This is a genomic window from Prochlorococcus marinus str. MIT 9314, from assembly GCF_000760035.1.
Taxonomy (GTDB): Bacteria; Cyanobacteriota; Cyanobacteriia; order PCC-6307; family Cyanobiaceae; genus Prochlorococcus_A; species Prochlorococcus_A marinus_B.
Genome location: NZ_JNAO01000013.1, coordinates 245,195 through 269,739 on the forward strand (window position 1 = coordinate 245,195; position 24,545 = coordinate 269,739).

22 protein-coding genes are annotated in these 24,545 nt (G+C 28.5%); 12 read left to right on the forward strand and 10 right to left on the reverse strand.

The features are described from left to right. Nucleotides 1-46: 46 nt before the first annotated feature. The 4 genes from EU98_RS00775 to EU98_RS00765 form a co-directional block, all read right to left on the reverse strand. Entirely contained in the window at nucleotides 47-1,027 is a 981-nt protein-coding gene (locus EU98_RS00775; protein ID WP_032516452.1) for a radical SAM/SPASM domain-containing protein, read from the reverse strand. Then, nucleotides 1,024-2,019: a radical SAM/SPASM domain-containing protein gene (locus EU98_RS09380; RefSeq protein ID WP_052045517.1), complete on the reverse strand. Its 996-nt coding sequence runs from the start codon at nucleotides 2,017-2,019 to the stop codon at nucleotides 1,024-1,026. The genes EU98_RS00775 and EU98_RS09380 overlap by 4 nt, the downstream gene beginning before the upstream one ends. 117 nt (nucleotides 2,020-2,136) lie before the next feature. Then, entirely contained in the window at nucleotides 2,137-3,873 is a 1,737-nt protein-coding gene (locus tag EU98_RS00770) for an FAD-binding protein (protein ID WP_032516453.1), read from the reverse strand. Between the two features lie 28 nt (nucleotides 3,874-3,901). Beyond that, nucleotides 3,902-4,417, reverse strand: a complete 516-nt coding sequence (locus EU98_RS00765; protein ID WP_032516454.1) for an adenine phosphoribosyltransferase — start codon at nucleotides 4,415-4,417, stop codon at nucleotides 3,902-3,904. 195 nt (nucleotides 4,418-4,612) lie between these two features. On the opposite strand from EU98_RS00765, the gene EU98_RS00760 reads away from it, so the two are divergent. From EU98_RS00760 to EU98_RS00720, 10 genes are all read left to right on the forward strand, one after another. Continuing rightward, nucleotides 4,613-6,112, forward strand: a complete 1,500-nt coding sequence (locus EU98_RS00760; RefSeq protein ID WP_032516455.1) for an N-acetylneuraminate synthase family protein — start codon at nucleotides 4,613-4,615, stop codon at nucleotides 6,110-6,112. After that, the gene (locus EU98_RS00755) at nucleotides 6,097-7,944 is read left to right on the forward strand and encodes a thiamine pyrophosphate-binding protein (protein ID WP_052045518.1); all 1,848 of its coding nucleotides are present in this window, start codon (nucleotides 6,097-6,099) and stop codon (nucleotides 7,942-7,944) included. The genes EU98_RS00760 and EU98_RS00755 overlap by 16 nt, the downstream gene beginning before the upstream one ends. 138 nt (nucleotides 7,945-8,082) lie before the next feature. Beyond that, complete coding sequence (locus EU98_RS00750; RefSeq protein WP_052045519.1) at nucleotides 8,083-9,237, forward strand: radical SAM/SPASM domain-containing protein; 1,155 nt, start codon at nucleotides 8,083-8,085, stop codon at nucleotides 9,235-9,237. 6 nt (nucleotides 9,238-9,243) lie between these two features. Further along, nucleotides 9,244-10,059 (forward strand): hypothetical protein, encoded by an 816-nt coding sequence (locus EU98_RS00745; protein ID WP_032516456.1) that lies wholly within the window; start codon nucleotides 9,244-9,246, stop codon nucleotides 10,057-10,059. A gap of 18 nt (nucleotides 10,060-10,077) precedes the next feature. Further along, entirely contained in the window at nucleotides 10,078-11,097 is a 1,020-nt protein-coding gene (locus EU98_RS00740; protein WP_080725821.1) for an aldo/keto reductase, read from the forward strand. Beyond that, entirely contained in the window at nucleotides 11,097-12,254 is a 1,158-nt protein-coding gene (locus tag EU98_RS00735; RefSeq protein WP_032516458.1) for a class I SAM-dependent methyltransferase, read from the forward strand. The genes EU98_RS00740 and EU98_RS00735 overlap by 1 nt, the downstream gene beginning before the upstream one ends. Nucleotide 12,255: 1 nt before the next feature. Then, complete coding sequence (locus tag EU98_RS0109235) at nucleotides 12,256-12,789, forward strand: hypothetical protein (protein ID WP_052045520.1); 534 nt, start codon at nucleotides 12,256-12,258, stop codon at nucleotides 12,787-12,789. Next, nucleotides 12,779-13,795, forward strand: coding sequence for an NAD-dependent epimerase/dehydratase family protein (locus EU98_RS00730; RefSeq protein WP_032516459.1), 1,017 nt, complete (start codon nucleotides 12,779-12,781; stop codon nucleotides 13,793-13,795). Before EU98_RS0109235 ends, EU98_RS00730 begins: the two co-directional genes overlap by 11 nt. Beyond that, nucleotides 13,788-14,444, forward strand: a complete 657-nt coding sequence (locus EU98_RS00725) for an HAD family hydrolase (RefSeq protein ID WP_032516460.1) — start codon at nucleotides 13,788-13,790, stop codon at nucleotides 14,442-14,444. Before EU98_RS00730 ends, EU98_RS00725 begins: the two co-directional genes overlap by 8 nt. Nucleotides 14,445-14,591: 147 nt before the next feature. Continuing rightward, the gene (locus tag EU98_RS00720; RefSeq protein WP_032516461.1) at nucleotides 14,592-15,797 is read left to right on the forward strand and encodes a DegT/DnrJ/EryC1/StrS family aminotransferase; all 1,206 of its coding nucleotides are present in this window, start codon (nucleotides 14,592-14,594) and stop codon (nucleotides 15,795-15,797) included. An 11-nt stretch (nucleotides 15,798-15,808) separates the two neighbouring features. Here EU98_RS00720 and EU98_RS00715 read toward each other — a convergent pair whose 3' ends face one another. Both EU98_RS00715 and EU98_RS00710 read right to left on the reverse strand, forming a co-directional pair. Beyond that, nucleotides 15,809-16,345 (reverse strand): hypothetical protein, encoded by a 537-nt coding sequence (locus tag EU98_RS00715; protein ID WP_032516462.1) that lies wholly within the window; start codon nucleotides 16,343-16,345, stop codon nucleotides 15,809-15,811. 3 nt (nucleotides 16,346-16,348) lie between these two features. Next, nucleotides 16,349-16,954 (reverse strand): thiamine pyrophosphate-dependent enzyme, encoded by a 606-nt coding sequence (locus EU98_RS00710; RefSeq protein WP_206537608.1) that lies wholly within the window; start codon nucleotides 16,952-16,954, stop codon nucleotides 16,349-16,351. Between the two features lie 140 nt (nucleotides 16,955-17,094). Between EU98_RS00710 and EU98_RS00705 the strand changes: the two genes are divergently transcribed. After that, nucleotides 17,095-18,129, forward strand: coding sequence for a glycosyltransferase family 10 domain-containing protein (locus EU98_RS00705; protein ID WP_193743048.1), 1,035 nt, complete (start codon nucleotides 17,095-17,097; stop codon nucleotides 18,127-18,129). 24 nt (nucleotides 18,130-18,153) lie between these two features. On the opposite strand, the gene EU98_RS00700 is transcribed toward EU98_RS00705, so the two are convergent. Then, the gene (locus tag EU98_RS00700) at nucleotides 18,154-19,278 is read right to left on the reverse strand and encodes a hypothetical protein (protein ID WP_032516465.1); all 1,125 of its coding nucleotides are present in this window, start codon (nucleotides 19,276-19,278) and stop codon (nucleotides 18,154-18,156) included. Between the two features lie 573 nt (nucleotides 19,279-19,851). Here EU98_RS00700 and EU98_RS00695 point away from each other — a divergent pair. Next, a complete protein-coding gene (locus EU98_RS00695) occupies nucleotides 19,852-21,543 on the forward strand; it encodes an ATP-binding cassette domain-containing protein (protein WP_032516466.1) in 1,692 nt (563 codons plus the stop codon). A 33-nt stretch (nucleotides 21,544-21,576) separates the two neighbouring features. Here the strand turns inward: EU98_RS00695 and EU98_RS00690 are convergent, their stop codons facing one another. From EU98_RS00690 to rfbF, 3 genes are all read right to left on the reverse strand, one after another. After that, a complete protein-coding gene (locus tag EU98_RS00690) occupies nucleotides 21,577-22,527 on the reverse strand; it encodes an NAD-dependent epimerase/dehydratase family protein (protein ID WP_032516467.1) in 951 nt (316 codons plus the stop codon). A gap of 63 nt (nucleotides 22,528-22,590) precedes the next feature. Further along, complete coding sequence (rfbG, locus tag EU98_RS00685; protein WP_032516468.1) at nucleotides 22,591-23,667, reverse strand: CDP-glucose 4,6-dehydratase; 1,077 nt, start codon at nucleotides 23,665-23,667, stop codon at nucleotides 22,591-22,593. Beyond that, entirely contained in the window at nucleotides 23,668-24,438 is a 771-nt protein-coding gene (rfbF, locus tag EU98_RS00680) for a glucose-1-phosphate cytidylyltransferase (RefSeq protein WP_032516469.1), read from the reverse strand. It abuts the gene before it with no gap. Between the last annotated feature and the right edge of the window lie 107 nt (nucleotides 24,439-24,545).

Consider the following 24,545-nt stretch of genomic DNA (forward strand, 5'->3'; position numbering starts at 1 on the left):
TTATTGATTGCTTTTTTGAGATTTTTTTACAATAATATTTAAAAAATCAATATCTTTTTACATATTCTTCAATTTTTAAAGAATCTAAATTATCTGAAGTGTTATCAATAAAATAATCACATCCTTTACAACCTATATGAGAATTTAAATCACGCTTTAAATGAGATAACCTTAAGTCTTTAATTTTATTTCCAGACCAAATAGAATCTAATGATTCTTCTAAACAATTACCTAGGAAAACTTCTTTTTTCCAATCAACACAGCATGGAGATAATTTTCCATCTGAATGAATAGCTAAAGTATAAAAAGGGAAAGGGCAAACTTCTTTAAAAGCTTTTTGGTTATTTATAGTAGAATTTTGACCTATACTATCTTGGCTGTCAGTCCATGAATGAATTTGATTAATTTCAATATAATCCACATGTTTGCTAAGTAAGTTCATATATTTGGTTAACTTTTTATCTGAAATTTCCCCAACAGTTTTTGCCATTATTTTTAAATTAGAGGAAGGTGTGCTATTCCTCATTTCAAAAAGCAGTTTGATATTTTCAAGAATTTTATTAAAAGGTATTCCTGAATTTGTTGTAGATTTAAAATCATTATTATTAAAACCGTAAATTGAAATTTTTATTAAATCCAATCGAGAATTAATTATTGAAGAAGCTTTTTGGCTATTTATTAATGAAGCGTTAGAAGTTAATTCAACAGAATCTGCTATGTCAACTTTTTTTGCATAATCAATCATTGAAAAAATATCAGGATTTATCAATGGTTCTCCCATTATCCATAATCTAAGCCTCGATATTTTATTAAATGAGAGTTTAATATTATCTATGATTTTTTTAAAATCATTAATCTTCATAATTTTATATCCACCTGATAAATTGGAGTAATTTGGATCTGATTCAGGACAAAATTTACACCTAAAATTACATCTATTAGTAGTTTCAATATGTATTACTAGAGGTTTATTTAATGGAACTTTTTCTGTGAGACTAATTCTATTTTGGGAATTATTATCATTCATGTAGATATCCTTTCTAAAATCTGATCTCTTTGATGGTCAATAGTATCAAATTCGCTAAATTCATTCATGGTGCATTCTTTGCAGGGTAAAAAAGTGTCTCTTTCACCCCTAAGATGTTTTATCCGCAAATCTCTTAATATTTCACTGTTCCATATATCAACTAAAGATTTTTTATCTATATTTCCTAAATTATTTTTAGCAGACCAATCAATGCAACAAGGAACAACTACTCCATTAGCATTTACCTGAAGGCTCTTAAATATTTGAGGACAAGCTATAACTTTTTCAGCTTCTTTTTTCAAAAACCGATGTTGTTTTGTTTCATTAACACCCATATCAGATTCTAATTCTGGCCACAAATTTACAAGATTCTCAACAAAAATTTCATCTGCAAAATGAAAAGTTTTATGAAAAAAATCAAGTCTCTCTTGATTTTGTACAGCCCCACTATGAATCTTGATATTAAATTTTGCTCTTCTATCTTTTTGTGAACAAAGAAATTTTAAATTTTCTACATGTTTATTAAAATTAACTTTTCTGTTTGCAAATTTAAAATAATCTTCGTCAGATAAACCTTCTATTGAAACAACAATCTGATCTAGTAAATTGATGATTTCATGGTTAACTTTATTTTGTAGAAGGACACCATTAGTAATGAGTTGTAAACGTTCTCCAATTTTATATTTATTAGCTATTTGAAGCATTTCAACAAAATGCGTATTTGTTAGTGAATCCCCTATTCCACAAAATCTTATTAGTTTAGGTAGCTCTGGAAACTTTTTTATTTGTTTACACATATCTTCAAATCTTTCTAAATGCATCCTATTTTTAGGAACTTCATTTGGAGACAAATGTTGAGGACAAAATCCACAGGAAAGATTGCAAAAAGATGAAACCTCAACATAAACAACAAGCGGTGTACTTAAAGGAATGCTTTCAGATAGAGAAATTCTTGATTGGAAATTGTGTTGAGCCTTTAATTCCGCAGCCATTTTAATACTGTTTTTTTGATTCTATCAAATAAATTTAGAGAAACTCTTTATTCATTAAATTTTTTTGATTCAAACAAAAATTTCACAAGAGCAATGTATCTAATGGTACTAAAGGTTCTATTCAAGTAATTTATCTGAGAAGTTATTTATTTCTTTTGTTTCTTTTATGATTTTTAATAACTCCTTTGATGGCTTGTTTAAATTACTTTTTCTTATTTCTAATTTATTATCTTTTAGTTTAACTTTTGTGTTGAAAAAACCTTTTTTATCTTTTCTTGGATAATCATCTCTATTGTGTGCTCCTCTGCTTTCATTTCTAGTTAATGCGCTTAAAATAGTTGCTTCTGCTGTCATTAAGGATGCTTCTATATCAAAAGTTTTTATAAGATCACAAATATTATTTTCCCTAATGCATATATGCATTAGTTTGTTTTTTAAAATATTTATTTTATTAAGGCCTTCTTTAAGACTCTCCCTTTTTTTTACTACTCCGCAATGCTCCCACATTAAATCTCTTAACTGATTTTGCAAGGAATTAGCATCTTCAGAGCCTTTTTTTAGTTTTTTTTCAATATTTTCATGGGCTGATTTAATTATGCTTAAAGGAGCATCTTTATAAGATGAACTTTTAGAGTACTTAGATGCATAAGCCCCAGCTATTTTTCCAAAAACAAGGATTTCTGCTAATGAATTACCACCAAGTCTATTTGCTCCATGAAGTCCTCCAGCAACCTCTCCTGCAGCAAATAACCCTTCAATATCTGTAGAGTGAGAAGCGGCTTTAACTGATATGCCTCCCATAGAGTAATGAGCAGTTGGAGCAACTTCCATCGGGGTTTTAGAAATATCAATATTTTGAAATTCTAAAAATTGTTTATAAGTAGATGGAATTCTTGAAATAATAGTATCTTTTTTGATATGGCTTATATCTAAAAGTACTCCGCCCCTTACAGTCCCTCTTCCCTCTTGAATCTCCGTATAGTTAGCCTTGGCAACTAAATCTCTGGTTGAAAGCTCCAATCTCTCAATATCATAATTTTTCATAAACCTTTCACCCATGGCATTAAAAAGTCTTCCACCCTCACCTCTTACGGCCTCAGTTACAAGAGTCCCTTCAATATCTTCAGGAAATAACATTCCAGTGGGATGAAATTGAACCATTTCCATATCAATTAATTCACATCCTGATTTAAGTCCTAAAAAAAGTCCATCACCAGTGTTTTCCATTTTTCTCGATGAACTTTTTTTCCATATTCTTGTATGCCCTCCTGTACAAAGGATCACTGCATTAGCCAAATGTATTGTCCTCTCACCAGAAAAAATGTCAAAAGACATTGCTCCGAAGCACTTGTTCTCACTGATCAATAAATCAGTAACATATTCTGAATCATGTATTTGTATGTCTAGTAAAGAAGCCTTTTGAAGTAGGGCATTTAGAATAGATTTTCCTGTGTAATCTCCGCTGAAACAAGTCCTTCTGAAAGTGTGAGCACCGAAATATCTTTGATCGAATTTTCCGTTATACAATTTTTTAAAATTAGCTCCCCAAGAGTCAATCTCCTTTACGCTATCAGGAGCATTTCTGGCCATTAATTCGATTGCTGCAGGATCACCAATTTCATATCCTTCAAGGTAAGTGTCTGCGAAATGTTGTTCCCAGGAATCTTCAAAGTCTAGATTTCCAAATGATGCATTAATCCCTCCTGCTGCAAGTACTGTATGACTATCATTTTTAGATCTTTTACCCAATACTTTAACAGTTAGATTATTTTGTTTGGCTTCAATTGCAGCTCTGAGACCAGAACCGCCACAGCCAATTACCAAAATATCGGTTGAATCTGTATTATTATCCATTTAGGTAATGTGGTTGTTTTTAAAATGATTAATAGACTATTTGGGAATCTACAGGTAATTTAATTTTTTCTCTACCATTAAGAAATCCAAGTTCAACAATTGCACAAAGACCAGTCACAATTTTGTTTTCAGCTTTTAGTAATTCTGAAACGCAATGTACAGTACCGCCTGTAGCGAGTAAGTCGTCAATAATAGCAAATTTTTTATATCCTTTAAGAGCATCCTTTTGGATAGTTAGAGAATTTTTACCATACTCTAGATCATAAGAATTAGATATCAACTCTCCTGGTAATTTGCCAGGTTTTCTAGCTAATATTAATGGCTTTGAAATATTCAAAGAAATTGCACTTCCAAGTAAAAAACCTCTTGCATCAATAGCAATTAATGCTTCTGCATTATTACAAATTTCTGAAGCAGACATATCTTTTATAAGAGATTTAAAAATAATTGGATCTCTAAAAATTGGTGTTATGTCTTTGAAGTTAATGCCCTTCTTTGGGAAATCTGGATAGTTTTCTATTAAATTTTCTAAAGAGGTAGCCATGTGCATAATTTTATTTATTAAAAGAATATATTAAATAACAGTTTTATGTAAAAATTTTGTCTCGAAAAAACAAAATTAATGTTTTTCTAAAAGGCAAATTTGATTTTTTATTTCTTTAAAATTTCTCTATAAATATTGCAATGGTTAATGTAGTAAAGTTATTCAATATATATCTTTTGATTAATTGATAAGGACATGAGCAAGTTAATAATTCTCGAAATGGCTAATAATCACTCAGGATTTGTCCAACATGGAAAGAATATTATTAAAACCTATTCAAGTTTGTGCTCTGATTATTTTGATAAATATGAATTTGTTTTTAAATTTCAATATAGAGATCTAGATTCCTTTATTAGGGATGATATGAAAGGTGACTTAAACATTCCTCTTATAAAGCGTTTCTCCGAGACGAAACTAGAAGATCATGAATTTTTAGAATTAATAAATCTCTGCCGAAAATGTAATTTTGGAACAATGGTAACTCCCTTTGATGAGATTTCCGTCGAAAAAGCCAATCAACATAATGTTGACTACTTAAAAATTGCTAGCTGTTCATTTGGAGATTGGCCTTTAATGGAAAAAATAAGCGAGTTTGGTAAAAAGGTTGTTGCCTCTTGCGCTGGGGCAGACCTAGAAAAAGTTGATAACGTTATATCTTTCTTTCTCAATAGAGGTATCTCATTCAGATTACAACATTGTGTAGGTGAGTATCCAACTGCTAATAAAGATCTCAATGTAAATCAAGTTTTATTTTTGAAAAAAAAATATCCTGATTTAGAAATTGGATTTTCTTCGCATGAGAACCCTGATATGACAGTTATTGCTCCTTTAGCGTTAGCTTTAGGAGCAACTTCTTTTGAGAAACATGTTGCTTTAGAAACAGATGAAATTAAAAAGAATGCCTATTCGACATCTCCTCATCAATTCTCTAAATGGTTAAAAAGTCTTGATGAAGCAATGGAGATCCTAGGCGATTCTAATCATAGATATATTCCCTCAAACAAGGAAAGTAAATCTCTTAGGAATTTGCAAAGGGGAGTTTTTGCTAAAAAAAATTTAAAAAAGAGCCATCTATTATCTAGAGAAGATATTTATTTTGCATTCCCTCCTTCAGAGAATCAATTGACAGCAAATGATTTTTCGAAATACTCAAAGTTTTCTCTAAAATTTAATGTTGAAAAAGGCGAACCTATCTTAATTAAAAAAGTAACCGAAGAAAACCTTAGAAATGAAATTAAACAAATAGTTGAAAATGTTTGCAAATTAATAAACTTATCAAATTTAACTATTCCTTCAAATGTTGATTTGGAAATTTCACATCATTATGGCATTAAACTTTTTACAAAATTTGGGTTAACGATGATTACAGTTATAAATAGAAGTTATTGCAAAAAAATATTAATACTTTTGCCTGGGCAAGCTCATCCTGAACAATATCATAAAGTAAAAGAAGAGACTTTTCATGTACTTTGGGGAGAGGGAGTTTTAAAGATAGATGGCAAAGAAAATAATTTATTTAAAGGTGAAATGCATACTATCCTTCCAGAACAAAGACATTATTTTGAGAGTAAAAATGGATTAATTATTGAGGAAATATCATCAACACATGATAAGGATGATTCTTTTTACACAGATAAAAAAATTATGGAAAATAAAGATAGAAAGACTGTTCTCTCTCATTGGAGAATTTCTTAAATAAAAAAAGAATGCCTAGATTAGCTGACGCGGTTTTTGAGTTTATTGAAAATCAAAATATAGACAGAGTATTTTTGTTGCCAGGAGGTGGAGCAATGCATCTTGTTGATGCAGTTTCAAAAAGACCAAAGATAGATTTTGTCGCTGTACATCATGAACAGGCAGCCGGTATAGCAGCGGAATATTATGCAAGAATTAAATCAAAAGTTGGAGTTGCACTTGTTACAACTGGTCCTGGAGCAACTAATGCAATAACCCCTTTTGTAGGGGCTTGGATTGAGTCAATTCCAATATTAGTTATTTCAGGTCAAGTTAAACGATCTGATTTAATGAAAAAAGAGGATAATATCAGACAATCTGGTGTTCAAGAGGTAGATATTGTGCCAATGATTGAAAGATCCTCAAAATTTGCAATAACTTTAAAAGACCCTTTAAAAATTAGATTTGTTTTAGAAAAAGCTTTTTATCTTATGAATCAGGGTAGAAAAGGTCCCGCCTGGATTGATATTCCATTAGATGTTCAAGGCTGTAATATTCCTGATTGGGAAAATTTGGAATCTTTTAAACACCCACTCAAAATTACTTCTAATAAAACTAAAGTGCTTGATGCTTTATATAAAAGTATTTCTTCTTCGCCGAGACCTTTGTTGCTAGTAGGTCATGGCGTAAGGCTCTCTGGATCTGAAATTGAATTAAAGAAATTTATAGAAAAAATGAAAATCCCTACTGTTTTTACTTGGAATGCATGCGATATGTTGGAATTTAATAATAAGTTTTATATTGGTAAACCAGGCAATGTTGCAACAAGGGCGGCAAATTTTGCAATTCAAACATGTTCTAACTTTATTTCAATTGGCGCAAGATTAGATAATATTACTACTGCTTATAATATTAAATTTTTTGCTCGTAATGCTTCTGAAAAATGGGTCTTAGATGTAGATGAAAACCAGTTAAAAATATGTGATTTAAAGGATGCTAAAAAAGTACAAATTGACCTTAAATATGCTTTAAATTATTTGCAAAATAAAAATGATTTAGTAGAGAAATCATTATGGATTGGTCATTGTAATTGGTTAAAAGAAAAATATCCAACTTGTGATGGGGAAATACCTAAAGATAAATATAAATTCACTCATTTTGAAGCTGCAAAAATGTTGTCTGATGCACTACCTGAAAAAAGTACTATCATCACTGGGAGTTCAGGTCTTGCGATAGAGGCATTTTATGTCGCTTATGAACCAAAAAAATTTCAAAGAATTCTTTTAACCTCTGGACTAGGAGCAATGGGATATGGATTACCTGCCTTTGTAGGGGCTTTGGAGGCATTGGACGAAGATAATAAAAAATTTTTAATTGAAAGTGACGGAAGTTTGATGCTTAATCTTCAAGAATTGCAAACACTGAAGACTAGGAATAGAAAGAATCTAAAATTAATCATCTTAAATAATCAGGGTTATTGTTCAATTAGAGCTACTCAGAAAAATTATTTTAAAGGAAATTTTGTTGCCTCCAATAAAAAAAGCGGTTTAGAAATTCCAAGTTTAAGGGATATAAGCAATTCTTTTGGTTTAAAGTATTATCCTTTTGAAAAATCAGATAAAAATAATTTTAATGAAATAATGCAGAAAGAAGAGAATGCCCTGATTGATATTAAAATTGTTGAAGAAGAAGCTTTATGGCCAAAAGTATCAGTTTTATCAAAGGAAGATGGTTCTCTCGTTTCTCTTCCACTTGAGGACATGAGTCCTCTTCTTTCAGAAAAAGAATTAAGAGAGGCTTTAGGTTTTAATAATATCCCTTTAGAAGAATCCTTGATTATTAGAAACGAATAGAAAATTAATCTTTATATTTTAATTTTGATAAATGAAAAAAAATTTCTTCATATAAATTGTTTGATGATGTTCGTATTAAGAAATCCCTAAAAATTTTTAAAAAATAATGTAATATGAATATAGTTTTAAGCAAAATAAATGGAAGCATCTGTTAAGGTTTTGTCCAAAGAAGATTCTCATAAGATTCTTTCTAAAGACGCATCATTAACAAATGAGGAAGATAGGAAGAGAAAAGATCAAAGCCAAAAAAGACCAAGAGTGCATCAAAAAATTCAAAATTACTTTGAAAATATGATTGATGGAGCGATATCTCCAATCCTAAGATTAAAAATCAATAGATCAGCATGCAATATGAAGTGTGAGCATTGTTGCGAAGAGCCCTACATGACAAGGGATTTAATTAAAAAAACAGGTAAAAAAGACCCTAGAAGGCAAATGGATTTAGAAGACTACAGAAAATTATCTGAAGAAGCTGATGAGTTAGGTCTTTTTAGATTTGTAATAACTGGCGGCGAAGCCCTCTTAGATAGGAATTTGGAAGATCTTATAAAAGTTCTTGATCCTTATAAACATTTAATAATTCTTGATACCAATGGATTTTATTTTAATGAAGAAAAAGCAAAATGGTTTGCAGGATTAGGTGGTTACAAGGTTCAAATTTCGTTGGATAGCTGGTACGCAGAAGAACATGATGCTTTTAGAAATACTAAAGGTGCGCATGAAAGAGCTTTAAATGCTTTTAAAGTTGCAAAAGAAGCTGGTTCTGAGGTCCTATTATCAACTTGCTTAGTCAGAGACAGGGTTTTTACAAAGGAATTTCAATTATTATGTGATTTTTGTGAAACAGAAGCAATACCTTTGTATGTGACCTTAGCAAAACCAGTAGGAAGTGCTAGAGGGCATGAAGAGTGGGTATGCACAAAAGAAGACGTTGACCAACTTAAATTCTTGGAAGATAAAAAGAATATTTTTACTCATATGACACCAAACTATGGGCAGCCTGGAAAATGTATAACCGTCAAAGGTATTAATACAGTAAATCATGATGGAGAAATAGTACCTTGCCCATATATGGATTTATCAATAGGCAATGTTACTAAAGAACCTCTAAAAGATATCCTCGATAGAGGAATGAGAAATAAATGGTTAGGGCCTTATAGAGATGAGTGTATTATTGGAGAAAATTTTGATTTTATAAAGTTCCATAATGAGACTGTTGAAAAGCATTTAAAAGAAACTCCTTATTTACCTGTTCCATATGAAAAAGGATTTGCTTTGAATGGTTCGGTATAACTATTGATGGATAATTTAGTTGAAAAATCTCAAATTTTCGATAATAACGGCTGGCGTTTACCAAATGGAATTTATGAAACATTCAGCGACCAACCGAAATGGTTTTTTAAGTTAGGGGAAGATTTACCAGAGGATAAACTTGCAATAGATCGAATTGATAAATATAAGAATATAAATAGAAAAAATGACGCTTTAGAAGGTCTTTCGAGATTAAATAATAAAATTAACAATAATATTTTCATTAAAAATATCAATAATGGTATTAAAGTTCCTTTTGTAATTAAAAAGATAGATGTGGATGATATTGGAAAGTTTTTGGAAGAAATCTTACTAGAAAAAGTTTCAAAATCATTTACTGATTTTTTCCCAGAAAGTCATTTTAAAGCTGTAATTCAAGATAAAACAGATCTTATAAATAAGTTATCCCCATCAGTAAATAGTGGATACAAAGAGTTCTTAAATAAATTGTCTAAATCAGATATTTGTGGTTATTATTTCCCTCAGGTTCTTCAAGAATATTCAGTTGATTCTCAGATTCTCCAAATGAAGGAAATAAATAAAGTTCCTAATCTTTGCTTATCCGGCCCATTAGAAGTTGCAACATCATTAATTGGTACACCAAATCTGCTTATCAGTAAAACGCATTACTCTCCAGTTTTATGTTTAAGTGGCGTTACACACATAGATGAAAGATTAATTTGTTGTTTTAAATCATATGGAAGACATTTGGAATTTTGGTGTTTAAGTCAAATGCTTTCTAAAAATAAAAAACAAGTTTCTGAACAATGGTCTGGAGGCTTATCTGTTTTTACAGAATATTAATTCATTTTTTGGGGATAAATGCGCATAAGTTTAGGTACCATGCAAATGGGCGGAGAATTATCTAAGGAAAAAAGTTTTGAATTACTTAATTACTATTATTTAAGTGGTTATTATAAATTTGATACTGCACAAATGTACCCTGTACCTAGTTCTCAAGAGAGTTTTAACCGAACTGAAAATATTATTGGGGAATGGGTTAACACGCTTAGTAGAGTAGATAAAGACAAAATTCAGATTTCAACTAAATTTCCTAATTTTTCAAAGAAATTAAATTATCTTAGGAAGAACAATAATCCATTTATCTCTTATGAGGAATTAAAAGAATCACTAATTTGTTCCTTGAGAAGATTGAATATAGATTGTGTAGAAACTTTTTTTATTCATTGGCCCAGCAGAGAAATAAATAATTTTGGTAAATCTTTTTATCAATCAAAATATAATGAAAATGAAATATGTTCATCTTTAGAAGAAACTTATTCAAATCTTTTGGAATTAGCTAAAGAGGGATTATGTAAAAGTGTTGGAATATCTAATGAAACCTCAATAGGATTGTATTGTTTGAAAAAGATATCAGAAAATTTCAAACAAATTTCCTTATATATCCAGAATTCTTATAATCTTTTAAATCCTACTGTTGATATAAATATTTCCGAATTTTGTTTGGCGACAAATATAAATATGCAGGCTCACTCTCCATTAGCCTTTGGAGTTTTAACTGGAAAATATAGGAATAATTTATTACCCAAAGATTCTCGGAGATTTATATATCCAAATTATTTTGACAGATACCATAATGAAAGAACTTCTGCTTTAATAGAATGTTTATTAAAAATTTGTGATTCTTTTGAATTAAATCTTACAGAGTTATCTTATAGATATTTACTAAATAATGCATCTGTTTCAGAGATTATTATTGGAGGAAAAAATATTTTACAGATTAAGGAAGCTATATCATTCTTATCAAAAGGAGAATTGCCAAGAGAGATTTATAAAGAAGTTTTCGATCTTATTACAAATTATTCAATAACGGCTTGGTAATGAAAAAGATTTTAAAGTGTTCATTATGCGGAGAACCTTTAAAAGATTCTCAAATGGTTTTGCTAAAAAATATTCCTGAGTCAGCACAAGGCTTTTTAAAAGAACAAGATAAGATTTCAAAAAACTATTCCTCATACCTTGTTCAATGTAATTATTGCAAACATGTGCAATTGAATAGCAAGCCAGTTGAGTATTATAAAAAGGTTATCAGATCTGTTGGGGTTTCAGCAGAAATGGTAAATTATAGAAAAAAGCAATTTGAAGATATTCGTAAAAAATATTTTGGCAACTCCAAAAAAATTAAGGTTTTGGAAGTTGGATCTGCAACTGGCGAATATTCGGAAATTTTATTAAATACTTTTGATCAAGTTGTAGCTACTGAAAAGGGAGCACAGAATATTAAATCTAATCTTGAAAAAGGAATTGATTGTATCAATACTCATCCTGACGACTTTGATTTTATAGAAAAATTAAATAAATTAGGAAAATTTGATTTAATTTGTTGTTTTAGTTATCTAGAACATTTGCCAAATCCAAAGAATACTTTAAATTTGCTTAATAATCTTTTAAATAATAACGGTTTTTATTTAATTGAATTGCCAAATAGTGAAATGATTTTTAGAAGAGGTTTATTAAATGAAATCATTCCTGATCATTTATCTTACTTTACTGTAAATACGGCTACATCATTAATGATGAATTCAGGTATAGAAGTTATTAATGCTTCTTGTAATTGGGATAATTATATAATTTCATTAATTTGTAGAAAAACTATTGAAAATCCAATTCAAAAAATTAATCATGATTATCAATTGTTCAAAAAGAGATTAGATCTTTTATTTAATAAAGAAATTTATTTGCATCAAAATATTGTTATTTGGGGAGCTGGTCATCAATCTCTTTTTACAATCTCCACCACTATTTTTGGTAAAATCGCATCTTATATCGTTGATAGTTCCACTACAAAACAAGGTTTATATGCTCCTGGATCAGGATTAAAAATATATAGTCCAGATAGACTAAAGACTCACACGCCTGATGTTTTGATAATCGCATGTGCAGGCTATAATAAAGAGGTTCTTAATACAGTAAAAAATATGAAACTTACTATTAATTGTATTTATCTTCTTGATGGAATTGATTTAATAAAAGTTTGATATGAAAAAAGCACAAGATGGATTGCCCTCTCATCTTTTTGAATACGTTAGTAGTATTACTCCTATAATTAATGTTGATTTACTCGTTCATAATCCAAGTAAAGGTATTATTTTGTCTTGGAGATCTGATAAGTTTTATGGGCCTGGATGGCATGTGCCAGGGGGGATAATAAGATTTAAAGAAAATTTCTTAGATAGATTGAGGTACGTTGCAAGAAATGAAATTAATTCAAGTGAGGATTTGAAATTCAATTTTATCTCAATTAATCAAATAATGAATCCTAACAGAGATATTAGAGGGCATTTTATTTCTTTATTATTTTCTGCAGAAACATATCAAAGTAGTATTGAAAATAAACTTGCAAAAGAAGGAGATAATGGTTTTCTCAAATGGCACAAATATTCACCCAAAAATTTAATAAAGCAGCATAAAAGATATGAAAGCCATATGAAACAAATATTTAGCAATACTTGCAATAAGAAAATAGATATTGGAAACATTATGGATTGTTATTCTCCTGCTTATGAAAAGTAATATAGATGAACTTGCAGATAATATAAACAATAGCTCTCTCCTGATTCTTGGAGGAACTGGCCTCTTCGCTAAAGAGTTGTTGCCTAGACTAATAAATCGTATCGAAAGAAAGAATATCAAAACAGTTATTTATATTACAACTAGAAGTAAAACAAAAGCAATTTCGTTTATACCTGAAATTAAAAAATCCTATATAAGATTTATAACTGTTGACTTTTTGAAAAATAATGAGATTGGTATAGACATAAATCCTAAATATATTATTCATATGGCTACCACTTCTGCATATGAAACATTTAATAAGATATCCCAATTATCTAAATTCTTGGTTCTAAAAAATTCATCTGAAGCAGTTTCAAAATTGATAGAGAAAAATGATGTCAAGAGATTACTTTTTGTGAGTTCAGGAGTCGCTTATGGAGATGTTGAAATCTATGATGAAAATACTAAAGCATGTTTAGACTATCTTGATTCTAAAAACTCCTTAGCTGTAGGAAAATTATATTCTGAGTTTTTACTTAACTCAGTATGTGAAGCTAATAATACTGAATTTAAGATTGCAAGATGTTTTTCTTTTATAAGTAAATATTTACCTTATGACATTCATTATGCAGTTGGTAATTTTGTTAGGGATGCAGTTAATGAAAAAGATATTGTAATTAAAAGTGATGGTAAAGATATTAGATCCTATCAAGATATATCAGATGCTGTTGAATGGTTATCCTTTTTATTAAATAAAGACTTTCCTTATAAAGTAATAAATATTGGTTCTGACATAGGAATAACAATTTATGATTTAGCGAAAAAAGTTAAGCACCTACTTAATACAAATTCAAAAATAATTGTAAAAAACAACAATATAATTGATGATAATAACAAGAGGGTTAATTATGTTCCCTCTTTAAAATTAGCCTATAAAATTGGTTTAAAACAAAGGGTAAAATTAGAAGATAGTATTATTAAACTTGCAGAACATATTAAAAAAGAAAATTTAAATAATGTTTAAATACTTAATTTTTGACTTAGATGGAACTTTAATTAATTCTGAAGAAGGAATTAAAGAATCTTTAATAAATAGTTTCAAAAAGGCAAAGATTGAGATTTTGATACCTTATCAGAATATTGAAATAGGCCCACCTTTGGATGAAACAATATTATTATGCAATAGTGGTTTAAATTATGAGCAATTAGAAAAAATAAAGACTTTTTTTAGGGAGCAATATGATTTTCTTTATTACAAGAAATTAGAGGTCTTTAATAATGTAACTCTGATTTTAGATAAATTTAAAAGAAGTAAAATTGAAATGTTTATAGCGACTAATAAAAGATATGAACCAACTCTAAAAATAGTGAATTATTTGAATTGGAATAAATATTTTAAAAATATTTATTCAATAGATAGGTATTATTTAGAAACTATGAGTAAAACTAATATGTTAAAAATATTATTAGAAAAGGAAAAAATTCTTGCTAGAGAATCACTTTATATTGGAGATAAATATTCTGACTTTATTGCTTCTTCATTAAACCAAATATCATTTATTGGAGCTAACTGGGGAGGCAGCGACTTTTATAAAAAAGTTCATGATTTTAAAATAATAGATAAAATAAACGAGGAATCTGTTAATTCCTTAAGTTCCCTATTTATAAAGTGATTATTGATTGTTAAGTCTACAAATTAATCGAGATTTTCATTAAAAATATATGTATAAATTTGTCTAAATTTTTTTTTATTAATTAAATAGTGTTTATAACTTTAATAAAGTATAACTACGTTTTAAAGTCACTTTTATCTAAGTTAAATGCAGAATTTTGAACAAATTTCATATGCAAAAACTGTTTATGGACAGGAAGAAGTTGATGCTGTAGTCAAATGCCTGAACGAATCTACTCAAATGGGTAAATGTTCTAGGGAGTTTGAAAGTAAAATCGCTAAACTTTTTGAGAAAAAACATGCTCTTTATGTAAATTCAGGATCATCAGCTTTGTTTATTGGCATAGAAGCATGCAATTTCCCAAAAGGCTCTGAAGTTATTACTCCCGCATTAACATTTTCTACAACAATTGGTTCTTTACTTAAAAATGAATTAATACCTGTTTTTACAGATGTAAAACCATTAACTTACTGTATAAATGTTAATCAAGTAGAAGAATTAATTTCGAATAAAACCAAAGCAATCTTAGCTCCTAATTTAATGGGGAATATATGCGAATGGAAAAAACTTAGAGAAATCGCTGATAAATATGACCTTTTATTAATTGAAGATTCTGCGGATACATTAGGTGCGACCTTCGATGATGGCAGATCTACAGGATCGTTTACAGATATATCAATAACGAGTTTTTATGGATCGCATATTATTAATTGCGCAGGGAATGGGGGTGCATTGGCAATAAATGATAATCAAATTCTGAAATCTGCAAAACTTTTAAGATCTTGGGGTAGGAGTTCATCTCTTTTTGATGAGAAAAGTGAGGCAATAGAAAATAGATTCAATATTGATTTAGATGGAATTGATTATGATGCCAAGTTCGTTTTCGAAACTGTTGGATATAATGTGGAAGGGAACGAGGTAGGAGCTGCTTTTGGTCTGGAGCAACTAAAAAAATTAAAAAAGAATATTACAACAAGGCAGTTAAACTTCAAAAAACAAACTCAGTTTTTTAATAAACATAGCAAATTCTTTTTAAATCCTATAGAAACAGAAGGAGCAAATACCTCTTGGTTGGCTTTCCCAATCTTAATAACGCAAGATGCGCCTTTTAAAAGAAAAGATTTTCAAATTTACTTAGAAAAAAGAAATATACAAACTAGGGTTGTATTTACAGGAAATATTTTAAGGCAGCCAATGTGTGAAGGGATTGAAAAAAGAGTGACTGCTTCAGGATTGCATCATGCTGACGAAGTTATGAAGAGAGGAGTTTTATTACCTGTTCACCATGGTATGACTGATGAAATGTTTAATCGTCTTCATGAAACAATAGAAGAATTTATTAACAAGTTTTAGACTTATTAAAGCTATTTTTCGTTATAGAAATCTGCGAATTCAACAATTAAAAATGCCTTCTTTTTTTTGTATTCATAAGCATATTTATAGGCTGGAATAATATCCTCTGTTTCTTTAAGTTCAATTATTTCGACATTTGTAAGAATTTTCTTGAATCCATCACTCATATTTCCAATATGTTGATGGCCAGGGAATAATGGTTTTTGGGAGCCCACTGCAGTTCTTATGATTGGGTTCGGACAAAATTTATTTTCACTCATGATTGGATATTTGTCGAGATGATTAACTAATTGATTGGTTGCACATAAAAGAAAGTTCCATCTTGGGAATATACTTATTGGCCTGAAATTTGTTAAACATAAACCTGAACTTATTCCAAGCTGAGTTTCTTCAAATACTGGAAGTTCAATTCTTTTTTCTTCTGGAACTTTCTTTAAGGTGTTAAATAATGCAGTGCCTGGGCAATTTACAGCTTGACCTATAAAAATGGTGTCATTCTTTTCTCCAAGCCATTTCATAGATTCAGAAAGTGCGTCAAAATATTTCATAATCTAAAATTGAACTCTTTTACCTGCCCCGGCATGTGGCCAAGGTAGATCATATTCATAAAATCTTACTTTTGGTGACCCTTTAAGTGAATAGTCATTTAGTCCCCAAGTAGGTAATGTATCGGTACAAACTGATTTATGATTAATTTCTATTATGAACTCTATAGGTAAATCATGACCAATAGCATATTTAACTGCTTCATTTGCAAATCCAGTTTCAGAGGTCATTCCGCCCATAAATAAATATACAATAGAGTCTTTAATTTTCCTTTTTTTCAAACCTAAAGCAGTTCCTAAAGCAATAGGAATTATACCTCCAACAATAGCACTTGTATAAACTTTATATTCTGGATAAATAAGGGTTATACTTTTACCATTTTTGATGTCATTAAATAACTTATCTTCTGGAACACCCTTTAGAAGGCAATGATAGTGAGACCTCCATGAACTGAATACCCAGTCTTGATGATTTATGTCTTTAAAAATGTTTATAAGTTGTGTTTCATTATTCCCGTGAAGATGGATTGGTGCTTTTATCTTTGCATCATTGAAAGTATCAGCAACCTTTCTTTCGAAATCTATTAAGGATTTTTTATCTAATAAATTCATAATTTAAATCTTATCTTATAAAATTTATTTAGTTTATGATAACGACTGTTGAAAACTGAAGTTGTGATAAAATTTTACTTTGTTTAGGAATGATGTTAATTGGGATTAGTTCTTATTATGGGGAGGCGAATTTTAAAGATATGGAAAAGCAATCAGAAGATTATAGAGTTTTTAATGATGGTTTAAGAATAACAGAAGTAAGTAGGAGAGGGCTTGAGTTTTTTAAAGAATGTAAGAAGTCTGCTATATATTTAGAAAATTATAATAAAGAAAATCATTCTAGATATGATCTGATAATTTTTTGGGACATCCCAAATTTGATAAATCTATTCAAAATAAAATTTAGGAATATCATTTTTAAAACTAGAACTATTTTGATTATAGAGGATACTCCTGTAGCCAGAAGTAGAAATCTATTAATGATCCCATTTTTATTTCAAAAAATCATTCTTAATACAATTGATTCAAATTATAAATTTAGAAACTATAAAACCTCTACTTTTACTTTACCTACTCTTCCAAGTGTAAAGGAGATAAAAGATATGAAATCTTTTATAAATAATTCAAAAAGGAAGAAAAAAATTAATTTTATTGCTAGTAATAAAAATGCATTAAACAAAAATTCTTCTTTTTTATTTCGAGAAAAAATTGTAAAAGATTTAAATTTATATGAAGGTAAAATATTTGATTTATATGGTAAAGGTTGGGAAAGAAGGCAAATTCCGATGGATATGCCTTTGATTTTTATAATCTTAAGGAACAAATATATTAAAAAATTAGTATTGAAATTTATAAATATTTTTGGATATTCTACAAAATCTAATGGAACAGTTAAATTGAAATCTGAAACTTTAAATCAGTACGATTTCTCATTAGCAATTGAACCTTTTTTGGGAAGACCTAAAATTATTTTAGAAAAATTATTTGATCCTATGCTAGCCGGCTCAATACCTATATATTATGGTCCTGAAATTAATTCTATTCCTAAAGATTGTTACTTAAGAATTAATAAACGTGGGGCTTTAAAGAAAATTTCTAATTATGTAAATAAAATGTCTGAAGAAAAAAAAGAAATTTATAGAAGAAATATATATGAGTTTTTAATATCTAAAGCTGCAGATAAATATAGATATAAAACTTACGCGAAATTTTTACTTAATGAGATCATTTCTTGAAGATTTCGGTAGAATTTTTTATAGTTATAAGAATTTGCTAAAAAATTTATTAAATATTTTATAAAAGTAAAATCCAGAAAATATTATTGAGAAAGAGAATTTTTTTCTAAGTATGCTGTAGTCATATGAAGCCTTACAGATTAATTCATAAAATATAGAAATTTCTTGATTTTTAGAGGTGTGCAACATCGAACTTTCTGAAAATAAATTAAATTTTTTCTTTAAACTATTTATCGAACAATATTTTTTAATTAAATTAAAATTTTCCTCCCTCATTTTATTTATTATTGATTCATCATTTTCAAGTAAACTTTCCAAATTTTTCTCTGAGAAATCACTTAATCTAAAATAATTTACGCCCTCTTTCATTTCAAATGCATAGGAATTTGGAGCATGATCAAGAACTGGGATACAACCCGCAACCATATATTCCCAAATTTTTCCTTTGAACTGATGCTGATAAGTAATTTTTCTTTTAGATAATGGATTCGATGATGGAGCTGAGGCGTTAACTATACCAAATTTACATTTTCTGAAATTTCCATGTAATTCTCTCATCTTTAAAAACTTACAATTTTTAGAAGGTCCAATAAATAAAAATTTAATTTTAGAATTTTTTAGATTATTATAAATTTCGTTTCTTCCTCTTCTTTCATTATCAATTCTTCCACAGTGAACAAAGTCAAAAATTCTTTTACATGATTCATCCAGTTTTGAAGGCTTCTCGAATATATTTTTAGTCTTAATAATGAATAAAGGATGATGAAAAGATGCAATTCCGTAAAATGATTCATACATAAAAGATTCACCAAGTTCTCCAGTAAAACAGAAATCTAAGAATTTTGCATAATAAGAAAATATTTCACTTAAATATTGTTGACTATCAGCAAGATTCATTCCTAGATAAGAATATTTATCATTTATATATTTTTTTAGCTTTTTTAGCTCATCAAGTTTTGGATAGAAGCAGAGTAGACAAAAATCTCCATTTTTAAAATTGTAACTTTGAATTTTTTTGATATTAATGATATGACAAAAGTTTTTACCAAAAGCTAAATCATATATGGCTTTAAATTTTTTAGAAAAATAATATTTAAACTCATCATTAAGATCCTCTTCCCCTTCATTAATTAGTAATATTAAAGACATAAAGATTTATTTACCAATTAAATTATAGTTTTATTTCCTTAAAAGATTTTTTTAAATTGAATAAAATTTATAATTTTTTTGTCTCCACAATTTTTACGCTTCAACTTGTGACTTAACATCTCTCCAAAATTTAATCTTTGTTGTAATCCGAATTTTGTTTCCTCTTTCTTCAGGAAAGCATGATTACTTAAATAAGTTTCTCAAAAATAATCTCTAACTTGAATCACCTCTCTGGGAATTTTGTTCACAAACGAAATATAGAGTTACTCTTAGGTTCAGTTCTTTTACTCTTTTAACACATTTCTCATTCAAGAGATTTTCTTCACAAAAATCTAGTATTTTTACTTAATAAACTTTTATTAGCAATAACCTTTTATCAGCACTATAAGCTAGTAAGAAAAATATTTAGGAAGCTAAATTCTAGAAAATTTATTACTAAAAGTTTTGATAAGCTCTCTTGGCTGAGTTAGAGTGAACAAGTAAACAATCAATACATTCAAATAGTAAATGCTAATCTTAAAGTCAACAATTTAAGGATTTTTATAACTAAATTTTAGAAAAATATTAATTATTATGTATCATGCTTACAAAATTTTAAAAGATATTCTTCAGAATGTAAATACAAAATCACAATACCTAATTTCTCAGCATTTAATTTTTTCTCTTTTAGTTACTTTATTAGATTTAGTATTATATTTTCTCATCGCAGCAGATTATAAAGATAATTTTATTTTTTATAGTTGGGAATTATCACCACCTATTTTAATAATTTTAACAATTATTTTTATTTCTTTTTCAAGATTATTATTGCTTTATTCGACTGTAATTACCACAGCATGTGTTGGTACGAGTCTTCATACAAATCTTGTCTATTCTTATTTACAACTCCCATACATAACATTTAAAAGAAATGAAAAGGGATTTTATATAAATAAGCTTTCAAAACATGTTGAGCTTGCTATACATTCCTTATTTTCCTGCTTTCAACTAATTATTTGCGCTTTAACTCTATTAATATCTGCTATTTATGTCTTATTTAATTCAGATACTAATACTATTTTATTAATCTCTTTTACTGGGTTATTGTTTTTGGGGATTTCTGTATTTGCAAAGAAAAAATTAACAAAAATTTCAGCATATCATCAGGATAACCTTAATCAATTGATGCTAGGCAATGTAAGGTTAATTTCCTCTTTTAGAGAGATTTTCTTTGCTCAAACATTACATCAAGAAATATTCAATGAAGAAAGGTTGATACAAAAAACTTGGATGAATGGAAGTTTTATAGCTTTTTATTCCAATTTTTCTAGGTATATTTTAGAACCTATCATATTAATATCCGCTGTAATTTTTTTACTAAGGGATAATAGTTTTGGAGAAATTTTTCGTAATCCAGCAATTTTATTTTCTCTTTTAAGAGCAATTAGCGTAATTCAAACTTTATTTTCTAGTTGGGCCAATGTAATGGCATATAAAGGTTTTGCATTCTCAGTATGTCAAGATATAAAGTTCTTATTTAATAAAAATAAACTGAACAATTTAGATCATCAAAAAGTTATATTGAGTCATAATGAATCTAACGTAATTGAATTCAGGAATATAACTTTTAAGTACAATAAGAATCAAGTGATATTAAAAAGATTAAGTTTTTGTTTTAAATCAGGAGTAAATGTTTTGATGGGAAATAATGGAACTGGTAAATCAACTCTTCTTGATATTATTTGTGGTCTTGTACCTCCAGATTCTGGAGAAGTTTATATTCAAGGAATTCCTATTTGGAGTAATTCAATTCTTAATGATAAGGAATTAATAAAAAAGAAAAAAATATTGAGTTCAATAGCTTACTTATCTCAAAATCAATTTATTCCTAATGATACTATTTTGAGAAATATCACTAACCAAAATTTACTTGAGAATTGTGATATAAAACTTCTAGAGGAAGTAATTGAAATAATAGGAATGAGGGAGATTATTGGAAAAGATTTCAGATTTGCAAATAAAATGTGTGGGGAAAATGGGGAGCTCTTATCTGGTGGACAAAAACAAAAACTATCCTTGGCAAGAGCTCTATACCAAAAACCTAGTTATTTATTTTTAGATGAATCTTTATCAGCAATTGATGAGAAATCTAGAATAAGAATTTTGAAAAATTTAGGTAATCTGAAATTTATCAGATGCACAATTCTTATATCCCATAATTATGTTGAGAATAATGAAAATATAAATAAATATTTATTATCCCCCAATGGGATAAATTCTATATAATATTTTTTTTAATAAATTTTGTAAAAAATTAAATTAAGATTTACTTTGGATAGTAATAAAGTCTTTATTTTTTTTGAACCATAAACATGTTTCTTTTATTCCATCTTCAAGGGGTGTAAATTTAAAACCAGATTCTTTTATAAATTTAGAATTATCCATTGGTCTTCTGAATATCCCTTTTGGTTTGTTAGTAAGATAGTTTATTTTGCTATGATCAATTTTAAAATACTTACAAATTAGCTTTGCAATATGATCAATTGAAAGTTCTTCAGAGGTGCCCACGTTAAGAATTTCTGGAAGATTAAAATTATTTATGCACCATTTATAAATATGAACATAATCATCTACAAATGTATATTGCCTTAATGGGGTACCATCTCCCCATACCTCTAAATTTTCATTATTTAATTTTGCTAAATAAGCCTTTCTGATTAGTGAAGGTAACATCGCTGAATGTTCAGGATCAAAGTTATCTTCAGGTCCATATATCCCATTTGGTACTAGGCCAATGAAATTAACTTTGTATTGAGCTGAATAAGTTTTAATTAAAGGTTCTAATATAGCTTTCGCATATGCATAGCCAGTTCCAGATGAATGAGGACTGCCTGTTAAGTTAGACTTTTCTTTAATTGGCAGTACTGCATTTTCAGGATACATTCCAACGGATAAAGTGAAAATACATTTGTTTACTTTATTTCTTACACAATTATCGGCAATATTAATTGCCATCAATAAATTATCTCGAAATAATGTAGCCTGATATTCATTGCTTAAACCTATCCCACCACTTTTCGCAGCTAAATGGAATACAAAAGTGGGTTCTATCTTTTCAAAAAGTTTATTACATTCTTGTGGGCTTGTTAGATCACAATCTCTACCAGTTGTATAAACAATCTCATAATCATTAAAAAGTTTTTTATTTCTCCTGAAAGCATTTCCCAATACGCCATTTGAACCAGTTATTAGTATTTTAGATTTAACCATAATCTATATATTACATTAACTAAAATAACATAAATTTTTTGCTGTTATTTTATCCTCTAGGAGCTATAAATTTAAATATTTATTGACGTCCTTAAGGCAAATACCCATTGCATGCTTTGAGTTTAAATAAAAATCTTTATACCAATTTGTTGTCATTTCTACAGATAAATCAAAATTTAATTTAGGACTCCAATTTAGTAATTTTTGAGATTTATTAATACAAAGATTTAAGTTTTCTGATTCATGATGATAAATCGTGTTTTTATCGAAATGATATTTTCCTGGCCAAATAGAATATATTTTTTCTATTAGTTCTAATACCGATTTATTGTAAGTTGTGTTAGGACCAAAGTTAAATGCATGCGAAGATATTTTATTTTCATGATTAATATTATTCTCTTCAAGGTATTCAATTAGTTTTAAATATCCATTTAAGGGGTCTAAAACATGTTGCCAAGGTCTCGTTGAATATGGATTTCTTATCTTAAGAGAATCTTTTTTTAGAATTGATTTAATGGCATCAGGAATTATTCTGTTTTTTGCCCAATCTCCACCACCAATTACATTTCCAGCTCTTGCCGTGGCTAATTTTATAGATTTATTATTCAAAAAAGATAAACGCCAACTCGCCACAGCAATCTCTGTAGCTGCTTTAGAAGCACTATAAGGGTCATATCCTCCAAGAAAATCCTCTTCAGAAAATTCTTGATTTAAATTATCATTCCAATAAACCTTATCAGTTGTAATTATTAAAGAAGTGCCTGAGAAATTTGTATGAGTTATTGCTTCTAATAAATTTAAAGTGCCCATCAAATTAGTATCCCAAGTTTGGAGTGGATTTTTATAGCTCTCTATTACTAATGGTTGTGCAGCTAAATGAATAATTATTTCTGGTCTAAAATTAGATATTTCTTTTTTAAGAAGATCATAATTCCTTATATCGCCAATCACATTTTCTATTTGATTTTTTAATTCTTTAGATACTTTTTTAAATAATGATTCTTTTTCTACACATAAAGAATATCCTTTTATTTTTGCACCTAATTCTAATAATAAAATTGTTAACCAAGTACCTTTAAAACCAGTATTTCCAGTAATAAATACTTTTTTGTTTTCCCAAAATGTACTTCTGAGTGTCATTTACCAAATCTTCCAGGGAGCTGAATTTGAGCTCCACAATTCATTTAAATAAATGAGATCTCTTAATGTATCCATTGGTTGCCAGAATCCATCATGTTTATAAGCACTAATTTGTAAACTTTTAGCTAATTTTTCTAATGGTTCTCTTTCCCATACTGAGTCTTCACCAGATATATCATTTAAGGCTTGAGGTTCTAAAACAAAAAATCCACCATTAATCCATGCTTTTTCACCTATTGGCTTTTCTTTAAATTGGGCAACAAGATTATCTTCATTAATTTCAAGAGCTCCAAATCTTGAAGGAGGTTTAACCGCAGTAAGAGTAGCTTTCTTTTTATTTATTTTATGAAATTTTAAAAGTTCATTAATATTTATATTCGCTACGCCATCGCCATATGTCATGAAAAATGTTTCGTTGTTCAAAAAATCCTTAATTTTTTTTAATCTGCCCCCAGTCATTGTAAGTTTTCCTGTATCGACAAGAGTTATTTTCCATGGCTCAACATTCTTTTTGTGCACTTTTATAGTATTTGATGACATGTCAAATGTTATGTCACTTGAATGCAAAGAATAGTTAGCAAAATATTCTTTAATAACATAGCCTTTGTATCCACAGCATATGATAAATTCATTAACATCATATGCACTAAAGATTTTCATTATATGCCAAAGAATTGGCCTATCTCCAATTTCTACCATTGGCTTTGGTTTTAATTGAGTCTCTTCACTCAGCCTTGTCCCTAATCCTCCTGCTAAAATTACTGCCTTCATTTAAATTATTATTTCTTCTTTTTTATAATTTTGACCTTTAAAGTTAAAAATTACAAGTACTCTTTATTTTAAAAATTGAATTTTAATAATTATTCAAATTTTTAATT